Origin of the sequence: Micromonospora sp. NPDC005215 (genome assembly GCF_040607915.1) — a bacterium.
Lineage (GTDB): Bacteria > Actinomycetota > Actinomycetes > Mycobacteriales > Micromonosporaceae > Micromonospora.
Genome location: NZ_JBEXHQ010000053.1, coordinates 24,271 through 40,839, shown reverse-complemented (window position 1 = coordinate 40,839; position 16,569 = coordinate 24,271). Strand labels below are relative to the sequence as shown.

Here is a 16,569-nt window from a genome sequence, read left to right as displayed (position 1 = left end):
CACCGTGCGATGGCTGGGGCGACTGTTCGACCTGCGGGACACGCTCGTGCGGATGGTGCTGCTCGACCTCAGTGGGCTGGGCTTCCTGCTCGTCGTCCCCCACACCCGCGCCGCCACCGCGACGCAGTGGATCCTCGCGGTGCTCGCGTTCGCGGTGGCGCTGGCGGCACACCGTCGGCCGGTGGTCAACCTGGTGATTCAGGCCGCCCTGCTGGCGGTCGCGATCGAACTGGTCGACGATTTCACGATCAACCAGGTTGGTGCCAGTTGGGCGCTGCTCGAGGTCACCATGCGGGCGCACCGCCCCCGGGTCATCTGGCTGGCCACCGCGCTGCTGGTCGTGGTCGACCTGACCGACTCCCTCGGCGACACGCTCAGCCAGGTCGCCTCCGGTGTGGTCGGCCTGGCCCTGGAGGTTGGCGTGCCGGTGCTGCTCGGCCTCGTCATCCGCACCAACCGGGAGCTGAGCCGGCAGGCCGTCGAGCGGGCCGTGGCCGAGCAACGTCAGCACGCGTCGGAGAGCCGCGCGGCCCGCGCCGACGAACGCAGCGCCATCGCCCGCGAGTTGCACGACGTCGTCGCGCACCACGTGGCGTCGATGGTGCTGCGGGTCGGCGTGGCCCGGCACGTGCTCACCGACCTGGACCCCCGGGTCGGCGAGGTGTTCGACGACGTGCACGGCACCGGCACCGCCGCCCTGGCGGAGCTGCGCGGGCTGGTCGCGGTGCTGCGCAACCCCGACGGGGTACGCGGTGACGCGGCGCTGACCGCGATCGAACCCGCCGCGCTGCCGGCGGCGATCGGCGCGTCCATCGACCGGGCCCGCCAGGCCGGTGTCACTGTGGAGGCCGACCTCGATCCGGCGATCGGTTCGCTCGACGCGGTACGCGGCATGGCGGTGCTGCGACTGACCCAGGAGGCGCTGACCAACGTGGCCAAACACGCGGGGACCTCCGCGCTCGCGCACCTCGCGGTCGCCGTCCGCGACGGATCCGTGCACTGGGAGGTCGCCGACAACGGACACGGCGGGGTGCCGGCGGAAGTGCCGACCGGTGGCGGGCACGGCATCACCGGAATGCGCGAACGCGTCGAGGTCCTCGGCGGTCGGCTGGAGGCCGGCCCGACCCCGACGGGGTGGCGGGTGCGTACCGTGCTCCCGGCCCCCGCCGCCGAGCCGTCCGGCCCCCCGGCGCCCCGGGACCGCACGGCCCCCGCCGGGTCACCCGCGCCGGAGCCGGCGTGATCCGGGTGCTGCTTGTCGACGACCAGCACCTGATCCGCGCCGGGCTGCGCATGCTCTGCGACGCCCAACCCGACATCGAGGTCGTCGGTGAGGCCGACAACGGCCGTGAGGCGATCCCGCTGGCCGGGCGGCTCCGGCCCGACGTCGTCGTCATGGACCTGCGGATGCCCGGTGTCGACGGGATCACCGCGACCAGCCGGATCCTCGCCGAACGCCCCAGCACCCGCATCCTGGTGCTGACCACGTTCGGCGACGACGACCACCTCTACCCCGCCCTGACCGCCGGAGCCTGCGGGTTCCTGCTCAAGGACGCGCCCCCGACCGAGTTGCTCGACGGCATCCGGCGGGCCGCCGTCGGTGACAGCCCGTTCAGCCCGGAGGTGCTGCGGCGTCTCGTCAAGCGCGCGGTGCACGCCCGACCCGAGACACCACGGCTGGTGCAGGGTCTGACCGCCCGCGAACGCGACGTGCTGGACCTGGTCGCCGACGGCCTGTCCAACACCGAGATCGCCGACCGGCTGCACGTCGGTGTCACCACGGTCAAGACCCACATCACCAGCCTGATGACCAAGACCAGCAGCCCCAACCGGGTCCGTCTCGCCCTGTTCGCCCGCGGCGTCTGACGGCCCGGCCTAACGGCCGCACGCGTAGCCCTGCATCCCCCGGGGATTCGCACCGGCGGACAGCACGCCGGTCGCCGGATCACGGGTCACCGCGCAGAGCCGACCCAGGCTCCACCCGTCGGTGACCCGCACCTCGTGCCCGTACGCCCGCAGGGCCGACTGCACGCCCGCGTCGAGCCGGTCCTCCACCACCAGGACGCCGGGCTCCATGTCGCGTGGATAGAACGACCCCGGCAGGCTGAGCGTGTGCCACGCCGGCGCGTCGATCGCCTCCTGGAGCGGCTGACCAGCGACGAGATGCCGCAGCAGGAACGGCAACTGCCACTGGTCCTGCTGGTCGCCGCCGGGGGTGCCGCAGGCCAGCACCGGCTCGCCGTCGCGGTGCACCATCGTCGGACTCAACGTCGTACGCGGTCGACGGCCCGGCGCCAACGAGGAGGCGAGCCCCTCCTCCAGCCAGCACATCTGCAACCGGCTGCCCAGCGGGAAGCCGAGTTCCGGAATGGTCGGCGAACTCTGCAACCAGCCACCACTGGGGGTCGCGGAGATCATGTTGCCCCAACGGTCGGCCACGTCCACGTGGCAGGTGTCGCCACGGGTCACCCCGTCGGCCCGCACCGTCGGCTCCCCCGTCGTGGGATCCGTCGCGGGTGCCCGCCGCGCGGCATCGGGTCGGACGTGGGCCGGCAGGCGTGGCCGCGCCCCGTCGGGACGCCCCGGCCGCAACTCCGCCGACGCGCGATCACCGATCAGGGCCGCCCGCTCGCGCGCGTACTCCCGGGAGAGCAGCGCCGTGCCGGGCACGTCGACGCCGTCGCCGTACCAGGCCTCGCGGTCGGCGAAGGCGAGCTTGAGCGCCTCGACCTGGGCGTGCACACCCGCCGCGGTCGCCGGGTCGTACGCCCCGGGATCGTCGAGCGCGTCCAGGGTGGCAAGCGTCTCCAGCAACACCGGACCCTGGCCCCAGAAACCGGTCTTCGCCACCGAGTAGCCGTGCCAGTCGAGGGTGACGGGCGCCTCCCAGGTCGCCGAGTACGCGGCCAGGTCGTCGCCGGTGACCAGCCCGGCGTGCGGCCGTCCACTGGAGTCCTGGAACGGCTGCCGGCTGAACGTCTCGATCGCCTCGGCGACGAAACCCGTGCTCCAGGCCCGGCGCGCGGCCTCGATCTGCGCCTCCCGGTCCGCGCCGGCCGCCTCTCCCGCCTCGACCAGCCGGCGCAGGGTGCCCGCGTACGCCGGGTTGGCGACCAACTCCCCCGCCGCCGGTGGCCGGCCGCCCCGCAGCCAGAGCGCGGCGGAGGTGGGCCAGTGGTCCTCGAACAGCGACCGGACGGCCGCCACTGTGGCACCGACCCGGCCCACCAGCGGGTGTCCGGCGCCGGCGTAGCCGATGGCCGGCTCCAGCACCTCGGCGAGGGTGCGCGTGCCGTGGTCGCGCAGCAGCAGGAGCCAGGCGTCGACGGCGCCGGGTACGGCCGCCGCGAGCGGTCCGGCGCCCGGGACGAGGTCCATCCCGAGGGACCGGAAGTGCGCGATGGTGGCACCGGCCGGCGCGGGACCCTGCCCGCACAGCACCTTCGGCCTCGGGTCCTTCGCGGTGGCCACGATGGCCGGCACCTCGCCGCCCGGCCCGTTGAGGTGCGGTTCGACAACGTGCAGGACGAACCCGGCGGCGACCGCCGCGTCGAAGGCGTTGCCGCCGCGTTCCAGGATGCCCATCGCCGACTGGCTGGCGAGCCAGTGCGTCGAGGAGACCATGCCGAAGGTGCCGTGAAGCGTGGGCCGGGTGGTGAAGGTCATGACCACACCTCACTCGGATCCGCGGTGCGAACGCAAGACCTCCGGGTAAGCCCGCACAGCGGCCGGGCCGGTGCTCAGTGCGCGGGCCGGGGTCGGCCGCCGCGGACGAGACTGAGCAGGACGACCAGGGCGAGCACCGCCACCACCGCGCTGAAGACCTCGCCGGCGAGACGCAGACCGGTGCCCTGGATCAGCAGGCCCACCCCGACGGCGGGCACGCCGAGCATGGCGAACAGGATGGCGAAGAAGGTCGACACCGCCTCGGCCCGATGCCGCGGTTCGGTCTTCATCGTGATCGTCGCGATGCCGTCGCCGACCGCCACCCCGGACGCCACCCCGATGATCGTCGCGCTGATCACCAGCGTCCCCAGCAACGCCATCCACATGCTGAACGCGAGCAGGCCCGCCCCCACGATCAGACCGACGCAGGCGCTGGCCAGCGCGGCGCGCTGCGACAGGACGCGGGTCAGCAACTGCCCGAACGCGGCACCGGCGAACGCCACGAAGACCACAAGCGCGGCCAGGGTGTGCGAGGTCTCGTGCAGGACCATGCCGAGGAACAGCCCGCTCACCGACGTGAGCACCCCGAGCGCGGCGAACCCCGCGCCAGCGGTGATCGCCGAACGGACGAAGGCGCCGCGGATGTTCGCCGGCACGTACAACCGTTGCACCCGCAGCGTCACCGGCGAGCGCTCCCGCATTGTCTCCGGTACGCCGCGCAACGCGATGATCGCGATCACCGCCAGGACCAGCACGATCACCCAGGGCAGCCGCAGCGGGTCGGGCGCCACGTCCGCCACGATCCCGGAGAGCAGGGTGCCGGTGGCGAGGCCGCCCAGGTTCGCGAAGATCGACACGGTGGCGGCACGCTTCGGATGCCGCGGGCTGATCAACTCGGCCAGCGCCGCGGTCGCCGCGCCGATGACAAGCGCGGCGGACAGACCGGCCAGGATCCGACCCACGATGATCATCGCCAGGTCCACGGCCGCCAGGAACACGGCGTCCGCGGCGACCGAGAGCAGCAGCGCCACGAGGATGACCGGGCGTCGGCCGATCTGGTCGGAGAGTCGACCGAAGACCAGCAACCCGACGACCACGCCCAACGCGTACAGCGCGTAGACCACTGTCACGGTCAACGACGCGAAGCCGAACTCCATCTCGTAGAGCGGGTAGAGCGGAGTCGGCACGGTGGTGCCCACCAGCGTGATCCAGAAGGCGAACGCGACCCGCACCGCGCCGGACGTGAAGCCCGACCGTGTCGTTGCGCCATCGGCACGGCTGGCGTTGGACATGATCGGTCCCTTCGGGCTCGGACGCCCCTACGGCGGGCCATCGCGGCTCCTGTCCCCCCGTGCAGCATGGGTCCTGGCCCGCCGCGCAGGTGCGACAACGGCCCTAAACGCCCCTCATCAGGTGGCGTACGGGCAGCCCCGCCCCGCCACCCGGCGGTGGCCACCGACACCCGCGGACGCGGCTCGGTTCAGAGCCACCGGCCGGCGCTACCCGTCCGGAAGCCCGCAGCCCGGTCAGTGATGTCGTGAACGATTCCGCTCGCCCCGACAAGGCCGGCCGGCACGGTCAACTCGCCGGCCCGCCCTCGCGCCGTCCGGGAGGTCGAGGGTGGTACTCGGGACGGAGCTTCGCACTGGCGAACGCCCCCTTCACCGCCGCCGAAAGCGCTGTGATGTCGTACGCGCCATGGTGCCGCTGGCCATTGATGAAGAAGGTCGGCGTGCCGGTGACACCACTGAGGTCGGCGGAGTCGACGTCCTCGGCGACCCGGTCGACGCCCATCCGTTTCGCCATGTGCTCCCGGAACCGGTCGAGGTCCAGGCCGAGCTGTTCGGCATAGCCGAGCACCTCGGTGGGGTCGAGGGCGTCCTGGTGCGCGAGCAGCAGATCGTGCATCTCCCAGAACGCTTCCTGCTCCCCCGCCGCCTCGGCGGCCTCGGCGGCGAGTTGGGCATGCGGGTGGACGTCGGTGAGCGGCAGGTGCCGCCAGACGTACCGGACGTTGGCGAAGTCGGCGAGCAGTTCCCGGACCACCGGCTCGGCCTGCCCGCAGTAGGGGCACTCGAAGTCGCCGTACTCGACGACCGTCACCGGCGCGTCGAGCGACCCGCGCAGGTGGTCGCGTTCCGGGTCGACCGGCAGCATCAGGTCGACGATTCCCTGGGTGACGCCCAGCAGCGCCCGCGCACGCCGTGCCGGCGACAGTCGCTCGACAGCACGGAACACCAGCCAGGTGACGAGGGACGCACCAACTGTCGCGACGAGGATGCCGAGCTTGGCCTCGTCCAGGGCCGGTCCGCTCAGGGCATGGGTGGCGATGAGCAGCGCGACGGTGAACCCGATGCCGGAGACCGTGCCGACCCCCGCGACGGCGACCCAGCCGACGGGTGGCCGGAACCGGTTACCGCTCAGCCGGGCCACCAACCACGAGGTGGCCACGATCCCGGCCGGCTTACCGACGACGTACGCGACCACGACGCCGAGGGTGACCGACGAGACCACGGCCCGGGCCAGCAGGTCGCCGTCGATCACGATCCCGGCGTTGGCCAGCGCGAAGAGAGGTACGACCAGGTAGCTCGCCCACGGGTGGTAGATGCTCTGGAGCCGCTCGTTCGGCGACAGCGCCGAGGTGAGCCCGGCCCGCGCCATCCGGGCGAGCTGCGGGGTGGGCTGCTCCCGGAAGAGGCGGAACTGGTCGCTCGCCTGTTGCAGGTCGCCGCGGCCGGGCGCGTAGGCGTAGGACAGCAACCCCATCACCAGACCCACCACGACCGGGTCGACACCGGACTCCGAGACCGCCACCCAGGCGGCCACCCCCAGCAGCGCGTAGACCGGCCCGAACTGCACACCCAAGGCCCGGACGAGCAGCACGACACCGAAGATCACCACTGCGATGAGCAGCGCCGACAGCGAGGGATGATGCGGGTACGCGATGGCCAGCACCGCGATCGCGACCACGTCGTCGACGACGGCGACGGTCAGCAGGAAACCCCGCAGCCGATCCGAGAAGCGTGGCCCGAAGACAGCCAGCGCACCGAGCGCGAGCGCCGTGTCCGTGGCCATCACCACTCCCCAACCCCCGGCCGTGGTGCGCCCGGCGTTGATCAGGAGATAGATCGCGATCGGCAGGAGCATGCCGCCGAACCCGGCGAGCATCGGCAACGCCAGTCGACGCCGCTCCCGCAGCTCGCCGATGTCGAACTCGCGGCGCAACTCCAGCCCGGCTACCAGGAAGAAGAAGGTCATGAGGCCGCTGTTCACCCAGGTACGCAGGTCGTGTGCCAGGGACCAGTCGCCGAGTCGGACCGAGAACGACGTGCTCCAGACCGACTCGTACGACGACATGTGCAGGTTGGCCCAGCCGAGAGCCACCACCGCGGCGACCAGCACCACCCGGGCACCGCCGGTCTCGGTGCGCAGGAACGCGCGCAGCGGAGCGTTGAACCGCCCCTCCCAGGCGGTCCGGCTGCTCCATCCCCGGTGCGTGTTGTTGCTCGTCACGGAGACAATCTTCGTTGACCGGATCGTCACGTGGTTCGGATTGGGGCACTTGGCGATGGTCGGTGAGGCGTCCCTCCCCATTCAGGGGCATGCACGGAGCGCCACCAGTTGGTAACGTGCCGGTGATCCCGCCGGCTGCCGTTGGCGGTGGTCCCCTGGGGAGGGTCAACATGTGGGCGGACGACGCTGCGCTCGAAGCGGCCGGACGCCGGCTCGACGAATGGGAGTCGTCGCTCGCCGAGCGGGCGGAACGGGCGAAGACTCTGTCGGCGAGGATGCAGGAGCTGACTGGCACCGCCCGCAACACCGACCGGACGGTCGATGTCACCGTCGAGTGCTCCGGCCTGCTGATCGGCCTACGGCTCGACGAACGCATCCGGCAGCAACCCGCCGCGCGCACCGCCCAGCAGATCCTGGAGACCACCAGAGCCGCGCGCACCGACCTGCTGCGCCAGGTCCGCGAATTGACAGTGGAGTTCCTCGGCGACGACGCGAGCGCCCGGGCCATCGTCGACTCGTACCGCAGCCGGCTGGCCGGTGACCAGGGTTCGAGCGATGCCGACCGGTGACGGCATCCACGTCGACCCCGACGACCTGACCGCCCACGCCGCCCGCCTCGTTCTCTGCGCCGGCAGCCTCGGCACCGCCCAACAGGCAGCTCAGCACGTTCGGTTGGGCACCGACGCGTACGGTCAGCTCTGCGCGCTGATGCCGACACTGCTCGACGGCCTCCAGCGGACCCTGGTCGACGGCATCGGCGCCGCCGCCGCGTCGGTGCGGGACACCGCCGGCAAGCTGCGGGCCGGGGCAGAGCACTACCGACACTCCGACGCCCACGCCCAGCAACTGCTCGACGGGGTGCGGCAGCGCCCGTGACGTCCAATCCTCTTGTCGCCGCCGCGGCGGACACACCGCCCAGCGCCTGGGCGGGTGTGTGGATCTGCGAGGACATCGAACTCATCGCTCAGGGCGTCCGCAACGGCAGTTGGATCGACGGCAGCCTCGGTGTGGTGAGCGCCGGCCTGGACGCCCTCGCCTTCGTCTCCGACCCGGTCGGCGCCCTCCTCCAGTACGGGATCGCCTGGCTCATCGAGCACGTCAAGCCGCTCAGTGAGGCGCTGGACTGGCTCGCCGGCGACCCGGCGCAGATCACCGCACACGCCCAGACCTGGCGCAACGTCGCCGCATCGCTCCGCGAGGAGGCCGGCGCGCTGACCCGCGCCGTCCGCAACGACGTCGCCGGCTGGGGCGGCAGCGCCGGCCCCGCCTACCGCGCCTGGGCCGGCGAACAACAGCAGGCGATCACCGGCCTCGCCCAGGGCGCCGACACCATGGCCGCGATCACCGAAGGCACCGCCGGCCTGGTGGCCGCCGTCCGGCTCCTGGTCCGCGACGCCATCGCCACCTGCGTGTCCCGTCTCATCGTGTACGCGGGCGAACTCGTCGTCACCGGCGGACTGGCCGCACCGCTGGTCGTGGAGCAGGTCACGACGCTGGTGGCGTCGTGGGGGGCGCGGATCGCGCGGCTGCTGCGGGGCCTGCTGGCCAGTCTGCGGCGGTTGATCCCGGAGGTACGCAGGCTCGGCGACCTCATCGAGAAACTCAAGCAGGCGCTGGGGCGACTCCAGCATGCGGGGGCAGACCCGGGCGACCTCAGTCGGGTTCGCGGTCGCGGAACTGGTCCGCGAATGCCGATGAGGATGGAGGCGGTAACGACCCTCGCCGCCAAGTACGGGATTGATACCTCCGACATCCGGCTCACCATCAACAATCGGGTTTCTGGTGTGTGCGGACTGACGAAGCCTGACGAGTCGGTCATGCTATGCCGAGAAGCCTTCCGCAGTGAGGAGGACCTGGCCCGTACGCTCGAACATGAGCGCTTCCATGTCGCCGAGCTCCGCCAGGGGCGCCCGTACCCGGCCACCCGTCATGAGATCGACGCATTCGAGGATCGGGCCTACGCCCATGAGGAACAGTGGTGGACCAACCATTCGGTCAGGCCGGAAGGAGTGGACTGATGGCCACGTTCGATGAGTGGTTGACGGCATACGACGTCGTATACCGCGCGCTGCCCTCGACGTCCGATCTTGCCTGCCCGAACTGCGGTCACCGAACCCTACGGATCGTCTTCACGGCACCACCCGCAGCTGAATACGGCTACGTCTCGTTCTGGTGCGACACCTGCACGGAGGGGATCTACGTGTCCCGTGCCCCTGTTCCGGCTGGAGTCACCGCCCGATCGACGGAGGATCCGACAGAGGAACGCAACCGTGGCATCCCCGACTACCGTCTCGCGACGTAGGAATCCGGCAACCCGGGTGCGGTTTCCTCGGTTCTCACCAGTCACGGGCCCAGTCCGGCGGCGGTACGACAGCGAGGTGCGGCTCTCCACTTATCGGTTCGAGGGCGTGCACGACCCGCAGGTGCCCGTCGGCCGCGGCGTCCTCGTCGGTCAGGACCCGACCACTGCTGCCGTCGGCGCTGACCAACACCCACCGATCGGGGTAGATGCCACCGTCGTCGACGAACGCCCGCACGCCGAAGGTCCGGGCCAGATTTTCCGCAAGCTCTCGTTCATCCTGACCAGTGGCGTCGGCGAGCTCATTGTCACCGGTCAGGATCCAGCCGAACTCCTCGTCCTCGTCCGGAGGATTGAGCATGACGACCGGCCGAGGGTCGTCGACCGCCCGGTCCGCGATCCGCCCCACGTAGACCGCGTCCGGCGCGATGCCGTAGACCTCGCGCAGAAATCGGCGCAACGCCTCGGCGGGCAGTTCCCGCTCGAAGTGGATCTGATAGCGCAACGCCTGTCTCCCATCGACGGTGCCCCAGCGACTCGCTGGCCCGCTGAAGTCGGATGTCCTCGTGGCCACACGGACGTGCGGCCGGCCCTTGCAGCCGGTGCACGGAACCAAACGGCGGGTGACTCGTCGACCGTCCCCACGCGAGACTCGTGCGGTGACTCATCCCGACCCTTACCAACAGTGGCAACTGCCGCCGACCGAGCGCCTGCCGGCTCTGGTGCAGCCGGTGTACGTCGGACCTCAGGCGGTGCTCGTACCGCAGAAATCTGCCGGTGCTGCCATCGCCCTCGAGCTGGTCCTGGGCCTCTTCGGCATCTTCGGTGTGGGCAACCTGTATGCCGGCCGGACGGCTCACGGCGTGATTCTGATGCTGTCCTTCTGGGGGCTCTTCTGGATCAACGTCCTCCTCATCTTCGCTGTTATCGGCCTCGTAACGATGCCCCTGACCTGGATCGCGTACCTGGTCCTCGGTCCCCTCCTCGCGGCCCGTGCCGTCGAACGACACAACACCAGCGTCGTCGCCGGCATCCACGCCCAAGCACTCCACGGCGGTCACGTCTGATCCGGACGCTCTCGTCAGCCGAGGGTGAGGCGGCCCTCCTGGTCGAAGCGGACGCGACCGCCGGTCACGGCGACGTGCAGCCCGTACCGGAGCAGCTTGTCGATCTTCTCGGTGCGGCGGCGGTAGCCGAGCCGATCCAGGCCGGCGCGCAGCAGCCGTTCCTCGTCCATGCTCGGCACGCCCTCTAGTACGTGCACGAAGGCGTTGGCCACCTCCTCGGGTGGCACCTCCTCGAACGCGCGGTCGTTGCTCGCCTGGGTGACCCGGTACGCGCGGTACGTCAGCGGGTCGACGCCCTCGGGCCAGGCGTACCGGCTCACTGTCGGGTGCGGATACAGGCGGCGGGAGTCGACGAGCGACAGCACAGCGTTACGCCGGTCCTCCCGGGTCCGGAGGAACCCGAACCGGGCGAGGGCGAGGCGTGCGAGCCGGTGCTGCTCGATGGGCCCCTCCGCCTCGATGATCTCGCGGAGCGCGGTCCGCATCAGATCACGTACCCGCCGATCGGTGGCCAGAAGGTCGAGGTCTGCCTGGTCGCCGAGCGAGGCCGGCACGTACGGAACGAATGGGCTCACCGTGATGGTGTCAGCGTCCGAGGCCGCCGTGACCGGCAGCGCGGCGAGTGCGGTGACGGGTGGCGCCGACGCGCTCAGGAGCGGCTCTTCGTCCGCCCCGAGACGCGGCTGTGGCACCTCGGTGGCCGGTGCCGAGCGTGGCTGCTCCACGTCCGTTACGGGGCGCGGCCGCGGCAGGTCGATGCCCTCTGTGACCGCGGACGACTCGGGCTCCGGCTCGGCGGTCGTGGGGACGTCAGCCCGGCTGACCGCTTCGTCGACCCGGTCGAGCAGCACGGACCGGTCGTGGATCCACGCCGGCAGCCAGAACCGCACGACCTCCGGCCAGCCCATGATCGAACGGAGGAGCGCGGGCGCCGAATCCCGGTCGGCCACCGTCGGGCGTGCGCTCCAGTCCGGGCCGTCGAGCATGACGGCCACCTGCCACCGTGGTGAGCCTGGTCTGCGTACGGCGAGGTCCACTGTGAAGTCGGAGAGGCCGTGCGAGGTACGGACCTCGTGACCGCGGTCGCGCAGCGCCGCGGCCACCTCCTCGCGGACCCGGCTACGCCGCTCGGTGCGGTCGGTGGCGAGGTCGCCCAGGCGCTCCGCTCCGGCGGCGGCCATCTCGCAGTACGCCCGCAGGTGCTGCGTGCCCAGCGCGGACGTACGGGACAGGTCGATGTCGGACGGGTCGAAGGACGAATAAAGAACGACCTGGCGGCGGGCACGGGTGATGGCCACGTTGAGCCGCCGCTCGCCGCCGGCCTGGCTGAGCGGGCCGAAGTTCAGCGGGAGCTGGCCGGTCTCCAGGTTGGTGGAGAAGGCCAGGGAGAACAGGACGACGTCCCGCTCGTCGCCCTGCACGTTCTCCAGGTTCTTCACGAAGATCGGCTCCGCGACCGCACCGGAGAGCTGCTCGCGGATGATCGGATCGGTGCTCTCCTCCAGCAGGTTGAGGATGAGGTCCCGCTGCTGGATGTTGAAGGTGACCACGCCGACGGACTGGGTGGCGGTCGCCGGGTCGTGCAACCGCCGGGTGATGTCCGCGAGGATCGCCCGTGCCTCGACCTCGTTGGTGCGGGAGCCGCCCCGGTCGTACTGGCCCTCGACACGCCGCCAGCTGACGCCCGCCGAGCTGGCGGCGCCGGGCGACGGGAGGCTGGAGAGCTTGTTGTCGTAGTAGTAGCGGTTGGAGAAGGCGATGAGCGACTCGTCGTGACTGCGGTAGTGCCAGGACAGCCAGCGTTGCGGCAGCCCCGACTCGACGGCCTCACTGAGGATGCTCTCCAGGTCCTCCGGCACCGGGCCGTTGCCCTCGTCGACCTCGTCCACGCTGTGGCTGGCCTGCATGATGCTGCTCGGCGGCATCTGCCGGGAGTCGCCGACCACCACCACGGCGCTGCCCCGACCCATCGCGCCGATCGCCTCCGCCACGCGGATCTGCGAGGCCTCGTCGAAGATGACAAGGTCGAAGCGTTGGCTGCCCGGTGCCAGGAAGTTCGCCGCCGACGCCGGGCTGACCAGCACGCACGGGGTCAGTGCGAGCACCGCGTCCGGGTACTGCTCGAACAGCTCCCGGAAGGACCGTCCGCCCCGCTTACGGCGAAGCTCCGCCGCGAAGTCGGCGAAGCGGCCGCGCCGGTCGGTCGGGCTGAAGGGGCGGCGACGGACCAGCACCGACGGCAGTTGCGTCGGCAGCGCGGACCGCAGCTCGCCGGCGGCCGCCTCGAACTGGCTGATCTCGTCGTCGTGCAGTTCCGGGTCGAAGTACTGCAGGCCTCCGGCCCGTACCCGCTCGGCGAGGGACGCCGTCGCGACTCCCCGCCGGTAGACCTCCTCGGCGAGGTGACCGGGCACCTCGGCGCGCAGCAGCTGGTCGCGGTAGTCGGTGATACCGGCCGAGGCGAGCACGTCGGCGTGGGCCAGGACGGTCGCCCATCGGCGCAGCGGGAACAACTCCTCGGCCTGCAGCTCGTGCAGCCAGGCTGCACCGTCGCGCTGCCAGGCGTCGGTCCAGTGCGAACCGGCGGCCCACAGGGTCAGCTCCGGCCCGCCGGAGCGCAGCACCCCGCGCCAGGCCCGCCACCGCGAGGCGAACCTGTCGAGCACTGCCGCGTCGACATCGGCGAATGCGCTCTGGAACAGCTCCCAGGCCTGCGGGTGCTGGCTCAGCAGCGTCCGGCCAACCCGGGTCGCCTCGATCGCCTCCGCCAGCCGCTCCTGCGAGTCGGGGTCCGTGGGCAGCCACCGTGACAGCCGCAGCCCACCGAGCCCCTGCAGGTGGTGGTGCAGCGCGGCGGCCTGCGCCTGGGCTGCGACCAGCCGGCCGGTGAGCACCTCCATCTGCTCCACGTCGAGCGGGGCACTCGCGACCACATGCACGGCCAACCGGTCCGCGATGGCCTGGCGGCGCTTGCGCTTGCCGAACAACCGCTTCGCCGCCTCCTGGGCCGCACCGTGCCAGGCGGTCAGCTCCGGTCGGGCGAACACGTCCGGCCGGAAGGTGCCCAGCTCACCGGCGAAGCCCTGCCGGAAGGCCGCCAGGTCCGCCTGGAGCCGGGCCATCGCCTCGTCCCAGCGTCGGTCGGTGGCGTGCACTGTGGTCGGTCGGTCCGGCAGCAGTCCGCGTACGGCGAGCCAGGCGCCAGCCTGCAACTCGCTCACGGTCTCCGGGGCGGGCAGTGTCCGCAGCAGCTCGACCAGGCGGGGGTACGCGGCGAGGTCGGCGCGGAGGCGTTCCAGCTCACCGGCGATCTCGGTGACCGCGGCGCCGTGCAACCCGTCCAGTGTGCGACAGCCGCTGAGCGCCCACGGGTGCGCGGCCCGCAGTCGGGCCGACCGGGCTGCCGCCGGGAACTCCCGCAGTGTCGTCTCGACCTGGGCGCGCGCCTCGGCCGGTGCGTGCAGGTAGGCCACCGGGATCGGGGCGACCGCGCCGTCCCCGTACGCCAGGGTCTGCTCGTAGGCCGACCAGAGCGACATCCCGACGGGGTTGGTGGTGTGCACCTGGGCCGGGTACTCGGCCAGCGGGGCGAGCCGCGTCCGGTAGGCCGTCTCGACAGCCGTCCAGGTGCCGTCGCCGCCCTGGTCGTACTGGTCGAGGGCGTCGCGCAGCTGCTGGCGGATCGCGTTGAGGGACTGCTTGCGCCCATGCAGGTCCAGGGCGAACGGCCCGAGGCCGATCTGCTTGAGGCGACGCTTCACCACCTCCAGCGCGGCCTGCTTCTCGGCGACGAAGAGCACCGACCGGCCGGCGCCGACCGCCCGGGCGATCATGTTGGTGATGGTCTGGGACTTGCCGGTGCCGGGCGGGCCCTCCAGGACGAAGGAGTGGCCGCGCTCGGCGCGCACGATGGCCTGCATCTGCGACCCGTCGGCGGGGATGGGCAGGTGCAGGTCCGCCTCGTCGACAATGACCTCGGCGTCGTCGGGACGGGCCGGGTCGTCGAAGGTGGCACCGGAGGACTCGACCAGGTGCCGGACGACAGGGTTCTCCATGAACCGGAGCCAGTGGTCGGTGAGGTCCCGCCACATCTGGAAGGTGGAGAACTGCAACAGGCGGAGGCTGGCGGTCTCGTCGATACGGTAGTTGAGCCGGTTGTCGAGCAACCCGGTGTTGATCGCGGCCAGGGTCTTGGCGATGTCGATGCCGTGCTCATCGAGGACCGGCCGCTCCAGCTCCGGGATCCGCACGCTGTGCTTGACCCGCAACCACTCGATCAGGCAGTGGTTCGGGCTGGCGACCTCGGTGCCGTCGATGACCATCGCGTACGGGCGACGGCCGCTGCCACCCTCGATGCGTACCGGTAGGAGGAACAGCGGCGCGTACGCCTCTCCCCCGGTCGCCTTGGTGTGCACAAGGGTGCCGATCGTCAGGTAGAGGTAGTTGCTGCCCGTCTCCTGCTCCATCGTGCGCGCCTCGCGCTGCAGCGCGCGCATCGCCGTCTTGTACCGGGCGTCGGTGACCGCGCCGTACACCCGCCGGTCGGTGCGCAGCTCCCGGGTCAGGATCTCGGCGTCGAGGTCCTGCGCCCGACGTGCCCCGGCCAGCTCGTGGACGTGGCTGATGTTGTCCTGCGGGATGACCTGCACCTGCTTGCCGTCGTGGATCAGGTCGTCCAGCAGCGCCAGCGCACCCGCCGGCACGTGCAGGTCCAGGCCACGCCCGCGCTTGGGCAGGTTGAGCAGCGGGTTGCGCAGGCTCAGGTCGAGCAGCGACTTCTTCCACTGCTGGATCCGGGCCGGCGACCCGTCGGACTGCTGCGGCACCTCCTCGCCGTCGTCGGCGAACTGACGCAACTTCGCGGCGGCCACGCCGGGTGGCAGGTCGAGGGACGCTGTTATCTCTGGCGTCGCCTCGGCGTCGACCGCGGCGGGCGCGACCAGCTCGTCGGCCGACGGCAACGGGCGGATCCCCGAGCGGTGGGCCAGGTGCACGTCGACGACACCCTGCATGCGCTCGCCGTCGCCGCGGAAGTGGCCGAGCCCGACGCGTACCGCCTCGGTGAAGGTCGCCGACTGCGCGCCCGGCCCGACGCGGGTCAGCTCGACCGGCACGGCCCGACCGGAGTCGACCATCGAGATCAGCAGGTTGGTCTCGGTCACCGCGGCCGAGCCGAGCCGCTCCTCCGCGAGCAGGAAGCCACCGAAGGCGTGCCCCGCGCTGACGAAGATGAGCGGATGCAAACCCGCCGCCTCCAGACATGCGGCGTACGTGACGGACAGGTCGAGGCAGTTGCCCAGTCGCCCATCCAGGACGGCGGCTGTCGTCCGTACCTTCTGGCCGGTGTTCTCGAACGACGCCGGCAGCGTCTGGTAGGTGATCTCCAGCTGGCGCAGCGCCTCGTAGACAGCGCCGGCGATCAGCGCCGCTCGCTCCGAACCCTCCTGATAGCCCTGCAACGAGCCGGAGCCCGTCCTCGCCAGCAGGAGCTGCGCGGCAGCCCGCAGCACCGCCTCCACCGCCCGTGTGTTCGGCTGTACGAAGGCCGCCAGGCTGTCGTACAGGGCGGGGCTGTTGAACCACTCGTTGTGCGCCAACACCCTCGACGGGGCGACCAGCCGCAGTGTCTGCTCCTGCGCCCGCACCCGGAGGGTGTAGTCGACCGGGAACGCCTCGTCGGTGCGGTACAGCAGCACCCGGTCGGGCGTGAAGTCGCGGAAGTCGTCCCAGCTCGTGCTCGCCCCCGGCCGCAACGGCGCGGTCAGCGTGCGGGTCCACGGTTCGGTCAGCGCGCCGTCCGGGCCTCGCAGTTCGAGCGTCAACGTCACGTCGGTCAGCGGCACCGCGCCCCGATTGACCAGGGTGAGGTGACGGACCAGCGGCACCCGGTTGTGCACCAGGGCGGCGTTGATCGCCGGCTGCACGAGCAGCCCGACTTCGAGCTGGTCGTCGGCGGCGGTGAACTGCGCGAAGACGCTGTCGGACATGGGGTTTCTCCAGGTGGGGAGACCGTGGAGAGCCAGC

12 protein-coding genes are annotated in these 16,569 nt (G+C 71.5%); 7 read left to right on the top strand and 5 right to left on the bottom strand.

Annotation, left to right across the window (positions count from 1 at the left end):
• The first annotated feature begins 4 nt into the window (after nt 1–4).
• On the top strand, nt 5–1,243 hold the full coding sequence (locus tag ABZU25_RS29100) for a histidine kinase (RefSeq protein ID WP_355032554.1): 1,239 nt from the start codon (nt 5–7) through the stop codon (nt 1,241–1,243).
• The gene (locus ABZU25_RS29095) at nt 1,240–1,866 is read left to right on the top strand and encodes a response regulator transcription factor (RefSeq protein WP_355032553.1); all 627 of its coding nucleotides are present in this window, start codon (nt 1,240–1,242) and stop codon (nt 1,864–1,866) included. The genes ABZU25_RS29100 and ABZU25_RS29095 overlap by 4 nt, the downstream gene beginning before the upstream one ends.
• A 9-nt stretch (nt 1,867–1,875) precedes the next feature.
• Here the strand turns inward: ABZU25_RS29095 and ABZU25_RS29090 are convergent, their stop codons facing one another.
• The 3 genes from ABZU25_RS29090 to ABZU25_RS29080 form a co-directional block, all read right to left on the bottom strand.
• The gene (locus ABZU25_RS29090) at nt 1,876–3,666 is read right to left on the bottom strand and encodes a gamma-glutamyltransferase family protein (protein WP_355032552.1); all 1,791 of its coding nucleotides are present in this window, start codon (nt 3,664–3,666) and stop codon (nt 1,876–1,878) included.
• 74 nt (nt 3,667–3,740) lie between these two features.
• Nucleotides 3,741–4,958, bottom strand: a complete 1,218-nt coding sequence (locus ABZU25_RS29085; protein ID WP_355032551.1) for an MFS transporter — start codon at nt 4,956–4,958, stop codon at nt 3,741–3,743.
• 286 nt (nt 4,959–5,244) lie between these two features.
• Nucleotides 5,245–7,179 carry a Na+/H+ antiporter NhaA gene (locus ABZU25_RS29080; protein WP_355032550.1) on the bottom strand — a complete coding sequence of 645 codons (1,935 nt, stop codon included), beginning with the start codon at nt 7,177–7,179 and terminating at the stop codon, nt 5,245–5,247.
• A gap of 170 nt (nt 7,180–7,349) precedes the next feature.
• Between ABZU25_RS29080 and ABZU25_RS29075 the strand changes: the two genes are divergently transcribed.
• The 4 genes from ABZU25_RS29075 to ABZU25_RS29060 are packed head-to-tail and all read left to right on the top strand — an operon-like array spanning nt 7,350 to nt 9,481.
• Nucleotides 7,350–7,748: a YbaB/EbfC family DNA-binding protein gene (locus ABZU25_RS29075; RefSeq protein WP_355032549.1), complete on the top strand. Its 399-nt coding sequence runs from the start codon at nt 7,350–7,352 to the stop codon at nt 7,746–7,748.
• On the top strand, nt 7,735–8,055 hold the full coding sequence (locus ABZU25_RS29070; protein ID WP_355032548.1) for a type VII secretion target: 321 nt from the start codon (nt 7,735–7,737) through the stop codon (nt 8,053–8,055). Before ABZU25_RS29075 ends, ABZU25_RS29070 begins: the two co-directional genes overlap by 14 nt.
• Nucleotides 8,052–9,197 (top strand): WXG100 family type VII secretion target, encoded by a 1,146-nt coding sequence (locus ABZU25_RS29065; protein ID WP_355032547.1) that lies wholly within the window; start codon nt 8,052–8,054, stop codon nt 9,195–9,197. The genes ABZU25_RS29070 and ABZU25_RS29065 overlap by 4 nt, the downstream gene beginning before the upstream one ends.
• Entirely contained in the window at nt 9,197–9,481 is a 285-nt protein-coding gene (locus ABZU25_RS29060; RefSeq protein ID WP_355032546.1) for a hypothetical protein, read from the top strand. Before ABZU25_RS29065 ends, ABZU25_RS29060 begins: the two co-directional genes overlap by 1 nt.
• 34 nt (nt 9,482–9,515) lie before the next feature.
• Here the strand turns inward: ABZU25_RS29060 and ABZU25_RS29055 are convergent, their stop codons facing one another.
• A complete protein-coding gene (locus ABZU25_RS29055) occupies nt 9,516–9,983 on the bottom strand; it encodes a hypothetical protein (protein ID WP_355032545.1) in 468 nt (155 codons plus the stop codon).
• Between the two features lie 154 nt (nt 9,984–10,137).
• On the opposite strand from ABZU25_RS29055, the gene ABZU25_RS29050 reads away from it, so the two are divergent.
• On the top strand, nt 10,138–10,545 hold the full coding sequence (locus tag ABZU25_RS29050; RefSeq protein ID WP_355032544.1) for a hypothetical protein: 408 nt from the start codon (nt 10,138–10,140) through the stop codon (nt 10,543–10,545).
• 14 nt (nt 10,546–10,559) lie between these two features.
• On the opposite strand, the gene ABZU25_RS29045 is transcribed toward ABZU25_RS29050, so the two are convergent.
• Nucleotides 10,560–16,532, bottom strand: coding sequence for a DUF4011 domain-containing protein (locus ABZU25_RS29045; protein ID WP_355032543.1), 5,973 nt, complete (start codon nt 16,530–16,532; stop codon nt 10,560–10,562).
• Nucleotides 16,533–16,569: the final 37 nt, after the last annotated feature.